Origin of the sequence: Nocardia sp. NPDC059154 (genome assembly GCF_042755705.1) — a bacterium.
Lineage (GTDB): Bacteria > Actinomycetota > Actinomycetes > Mycobacteriales > Mycobacteriaceae > Nocardia.
This window is the reverse complement of sequence record NZ_JBHZCS010000164.1, coordinates 1-4,509: the sequence shown is the minus strand read 5'-3', so window position 1 is coordinate 4,509 and position 4,509 is coordinate 1. Positions and strand designations below refer to the sequence as shown.

The window sequence follows — 4,509 nt, the reverse complement described above, 5'->3', positions numbered from 1 at the left end:
CGAGAAATGGGAGGCGACCGACAATGATGACTGACCCATTCGATGACATGACCCCCGACGAGGTGGCCGCGATGGTGGACCGCTTGGAGTTCACCGACGAAGAGGTGACCGAAGCCGACCTCGGGATCACCGTCGGCCCAGAAGCAGAATCCCTGATCGTGCCGCGCTCGATCAAAATGCCTTACGACCTCGACCAGGCATGCAAAGCGCGCGCCGAGACGCTCGGCCTGTCGCGGTCGGCCTACATCCGATCCCTGATCGAACGCGATCTGGCCGAGGCCGGAACCGGTGAACAGCGGCCTGCATGGGTGCGGGAACTCCTCGCTGTCATCGCCAATCACGAACACGATCGCAAGGCATCCTGACTACGGGGCGGCCGTCGGCATCCACTGCCGCCGTCTCGAAGCGACGGCTTCGCGGTCGGTCACGGTCGCGATCGCCTCTTCGGAGATTCCTCGTGTTGTCCGGTGGCTGACAACGGCCGAATAATGGCTAACGGGTTAGGCCTATGAAGATGAACGTCGCATCGATCGTCGCCGCCGCGATACTGTCATTAAGGAGGCCATCGTGGTGTTCGGTGTATATCCAGGCTCCAACATTAAGTGTGTAAGTACTGCCTGGTCGCATAACCCACACCAATTCGATCAGGTCACCAATGCCGAATCCATCGGCGCCATGGAATTTTAGTTCACCACTGCTAGACCGCGCCCGCCACCGTTGTCGACACCACTTGCGACGAGGACGTTGTTTTCGAAGACCGTCATCTCGGTTCCGCCCTCGGTGGTGGCATCACCTCCGAACTGGGCTGCGTCCGCGAGATAGCTGTGTTGGGTTGATCGGGCCGAGCGCGCCACTGCAGCGACCTCGTGGTCTGTTGTCAGTACGACGCCGATACCGGCGTGACCGGTCAGCCAGACGCCGTCGCGACCAACGCTTCTGGCCTCGACACGTGCTGTTCCGGTGGTGCGATCCGCGCGCAGATGCGGTGGAAGATACCCGTCGAGTACCCGGCGCCGAACCCCTTCCAGGGCTTGGCGTCGTGATCGCCCGCTCAGGGTGATTGATTCGGTATCCGCTGCTTCCTGACCGCACGACTGCGCGAACTGCTCGCCGACGGCAGCCGGCCAGAGCGCCGGACCCGCAAACTCGGCAGCCGGATGGCCCCAACGGGGTTTCGCCGGTCGCAGTCCGCGAGCGCGGCGAACGACAACGGCGGCGGATCCGATGAGAAGTAGCAACCACGACACCCGTTTTCGTGATGCCGTGGGAACTGCGCCCGAAGCATCATCTGCCGCCGCTCGGCCATGGAAGAGACGGGATTCATATATCGATGACGCAATGCTTGCAGGCTTGTCCACCCGAGCCGACCGAGTTCGGCGGCTCGCGGTGGACAACGTCAATACAGAGGCTGCATGGCCTCGCCTGACACGTCACGAATCGTACTGGACTCGAACATCCGTGCTCACCACCTGCTGGGTGCTGAGCTGCGGTTTTGCGGCTGGCCGCCGATAATGGCTAGTTCTCGGCGCTTACCGGGGCCGAGGGCTCTCATGGCGAAACCCCGGCGATATCCGGTCCACTTGAGGATGGCCGTCGAATCGTACGGGGCTTCAACGTCCGAGCATACCGAGATTCGGCGAGTCCTAGTACGTACCACAGGTCCGCGGCCTAAGGGATGTCCCGTAAGTCTGGGTTGGTGATAGTGGCCGGTCCATCGATCAGGAATCAGTGGGCGTGGGCGAGGTTGGCCAGAGTCGCCACTCCTGCCATCGCGACACCCACCCAGTCACCGCGTAGACGGCAGTCGCGCAGAATCTTCCAGGTCTTCATCCGGGCGAAGGCGTGTTCGACGCGTGCACGGACCTTGCGGTGGGACTTGTTGTGGGCCTGTTTCCATTCCGGCAGCTCGACACCGGGTACCCGGCGGTGCGGGATGATCAGACCGGTGCCCTGGTAGCCGCCGTCAGCGATCACCATCGCGTTGCGGCAGAGGTGGGCGGCACCGGACTCGGTCCAGGCGCGGCAGTCGTTGCGGTTGCCCGGCAGCGGTTTTCCGAGCGCGACGACGAGTTCGGTGTCGGCGTCGATCACGACCTGGTGGTTTGTTGAGTACCGGTAGTTCTTACTCGGCGCTGCGACCTTGTGATCACGAGTCGGAACCAGGGTGCCGTCCACGATCAACACCGCACCACACGGAAACCTGGCGCGCGGCCGCAGCGCCAACGCCGGTCCCAGATCCTCGATCACCCGGGCCGCGGCCGACTTCGACACCCCGAACACTGCCGCGAGCTGCCGCATCGTCAAATTCGTCCGCCAGTAAGTGGCCACCAACAGCACCCGGTCTTCGAAACACAACCCCCAGGGCCGGCCTCGTAACGGCCGATCGACGCCCACGCGCCGCAACCCGGTGATCAGGCGAGCGAACGTGCGTGGCCGCAGCCCGGAGAACAACTCCACCATCACCGGGTCGGACACCGAGATCACCACCCGTGAGACGATACCCATTGCCGCTCAACGACTCACGGGACATCCCTTAGGACGCCTCTCATCGACTTTGTGCCGACGTATAGGTCTCCACCCGTTCCCAACGGACTACTCGGGCAACGCATTGCGCTGCTCGGACTGGCGTTCAAGTCCGGCACCAGCGACATCCGCGGCTCAGCTTTCCTTGTCGCCCGCACCCTGCAAACAGCAGGGGCTATCGTCACAGGACACGACCCGTTGGCCGCAGCTCCACCTGTCGATGGCATCACACATACGTCCTGCGCCGCAGCGTTGCGGTGCGGTCGTGGATCTCGGCACCGATGGAGAACACGAAATCATCCACGCGGAAGGAGAGTTCGGCGCCGGCCAGGACGGTGCCATCCGCGGCGTAGATCTTGAACACGCCATGGTCATCGACCAGCGAACCGGCATCGGTCTCAACCACCGTCGAGGTCGGTGTGGTGACCATTTTGTAGTGAATCGCTTTATTCGGGTGTGCGAGGGTGGCGTTCGCGAGACCGCCGGGACACGACAGTGCAGCGGTCAACAAAATGGTCAGAGTATCCGGAGAACCCAGCGAGATAACGAAGGTATTGCTGGCTTGCTGGCCAACTCGGAAGTCCGCCGCCGCCTAGGATCTGACCCAGGCGGCGATCACCGATCTTGAACGGAACCCGGACGCTAAGATCTTCACCAGATTCCCGGGCTTCGGCCCGCTGTCCGGTGCTCGGGTGCTCGCGGAGATCGGTGATAACCGCGACCGTTTCGCCGATGCGCGAGGGCTGAAGGCCCTTCGCCGGATCTGCCTCGATCACCCGCGCTAGCGGCAAGAAAACCGTTGTACTGCACCGGCACATCAAGAACCGCCGCCAGGCCGGGATCGAACCGATTTGAGCGTTGGCGTCGCTGCGCGCCTCGCCGGGCGCGCGACGACACTACTTGTTCCAGCCCGGCGCGGCTGCCGCGCCCATGTGGTCCGGACCGGATCCAAGAGTTGCCGGCCAGTTCCTGCGGCACAGCGACAACGCGCGGTTCTGACTCAAAAAATCACGTGCCGATCCTCACCCACGGGTGTCGGCGGGAGGCGCAGCGGCATGGTTGGAGGTGGTCTCGCCCGGCTGAGATCAGGGCCGGGCGAGACCGTTTCTCCGGCACGGCGATGTACCGGGGCTTGGGTGACAGGGGGCTGTTGCCCCGCCGAACGGGCGAGTCGATGTCGGTGACGTATTGGATCGACGTGATCGCGGCCTTTACTGTGACCTGCACCGTTGACGAAGCAGGGAGGCTACAGCGACGCACGGGTCCGGCCCGGAATGTGAGTCTCGCCCGATTCGGAGAACAGGCCAGGCGCGATCATCAGCCGCCCGCGAGGTTTCCTTGGGTTGTGTTGCCTATTTGGCCGGGGTGAACGGCTGGTTGATGGTGGTGAAGTACTGCACGGCGGCCACGATCCGACCAGTGCGGTCACCAGCAGCTGCCCGGCCAGCGTGCCCAGCGCTCAGACGGCGACGATCCCGCCCAGACATCCCACCACGGCACCGGGAATGAACGGACCGAACATGCCGACGATCGTGGCCGCGGCCACCGCCGCCCCGGCGATTCCGCCCAGCACGCAGCCGACCGCGCCGCCGGCGAGGCCTCCCACCAGGGTCCCCGATCGTGGCGCCCGTGCCGATGGTGGAGGTCAGCCGGTTCCATGTCGCCTGCTCGCGGTCATAGGGCGTCTTCCACGGTGCGGTGTCCTCGTAGGGCAGTGCCACCGGCCGATTTACCGCGTGTGCCCGGTCGAACTGCGGGGTCAGCACCGCGGTGCGGTCATGGATAGGAAGGGGTGCCAGATCGGCCCGCGACATCGCGATGGACCGGCTGGTCGAGGTGAATGGTCTCGCCCGGCCCGAGGGGCAGCTCGGGCATGACCGAGCGAGACCACCTGTCCCCCAACGAGCTTCTCGTTGGGTCTTCCCCACCTACTTCGCCGGTGTGAACGGCGCGTTGATGGTGGTGAAGTACTGCACCGCCGCCAGG

Annotated in this window: 4 protein-coding genes and 3 pseudogenes; 3 read left to right on the top strand and 4 right to left on the bottom strand. The window is 64.3% G+C overall.

The window, feature by feature from the left end:
- The first annotated feature begins 26 nt into the window (after window positions 1-26).
- Window positions 27-365 (top strand): hypothetical protein, encoded by a 339-nt coding sequence (locus ACFXN1_RS51275; protein ID WP_379446565.1) that lies wholly within the window; start codon window positions 27-29, stop codon window positions 363-365.
- A gap of 318 nt (window positions 366-683) precedes the next feature.
- Here ACFXN1_RS51275 and ACFXN1_RS51270 read toward each other — a convergent pair whose 3' ends face one another.
- Window positions 684-1,358, bottom strand: a complete 675-nt coding sequence (locus ACFXN1_RS51270; protein ID WP_379446564.1) for a hypothetical protein — start codon at window positions 1,356-1,358, stop codon at window positions 684-686.
- A gap of 367 nt (window positions 1,359-1,725) precedes the next feature.
- Window positions 1,726-2,505 carry a transposase gene (locus tag ACFXN1_RS51265; RefSeq protein WP_379446563.1) on the bottom strand — a complete coding sequence of 260 codons (780 nt, stop codon included), beginning with the start codon at window positions 2,503-2,505 and terminating at the stop codon, window positions 1,726-1,728.
- 51 nt (window positions 2,506-2,556) lie between these two features.
- Between ACFXN1_RS51265 and ACFXN1_RS51260 the strand changes: the two are divergent.
- Window positions 2,557-2,730 (top strand): annotated as a pseudogene (locus tag ACFXN1_RS51260) (UDP binding domain-containing protein); the annotation flags it as partial.
- 19 nt (window positions 2,731-2,749) lie between these two features.
- Here the strand turns inward: ACFXN1_RS51260 and ACFXN1_RS51255 are convergent.
- Window positions 2,750-3,031, bottom strand: a complete 282-nt coding sequence (locus ACFXN1_RS51255) for a hypothetical protein (RefSeq protein ID WP_379446567.1) — start codon at window positions 3,029-3,031, stop codon at window positions 2,750-2,752.
- Window positions 3,032-3,119: 88 nt separating this feature from the next.
- Here ACFXN1_RS51255 and ACFXN1_RS51250 point away from each other — a divergent pair.
- Window positions 3,120-3,375, top strand: a pseudogene (locus tag ACFXN1_RS51250) (transposase); the annotation flags it as partial.
- Window positions 3,376-3,875: 500 nt separating this feature from the next.
- Here the strand turns inward: ACFXN1_RS51250 and ACFXN1_RS51245 are convergent.
- Window positions 3,876-4,307, bottom strand: a pseudogene (locus ACFXN1_RS51245) (hypothetical protein); the annotation flags it as partial.
- Between the last annotated feature and the right edge of the window lie 202 nt (window positions 4,308-4,509).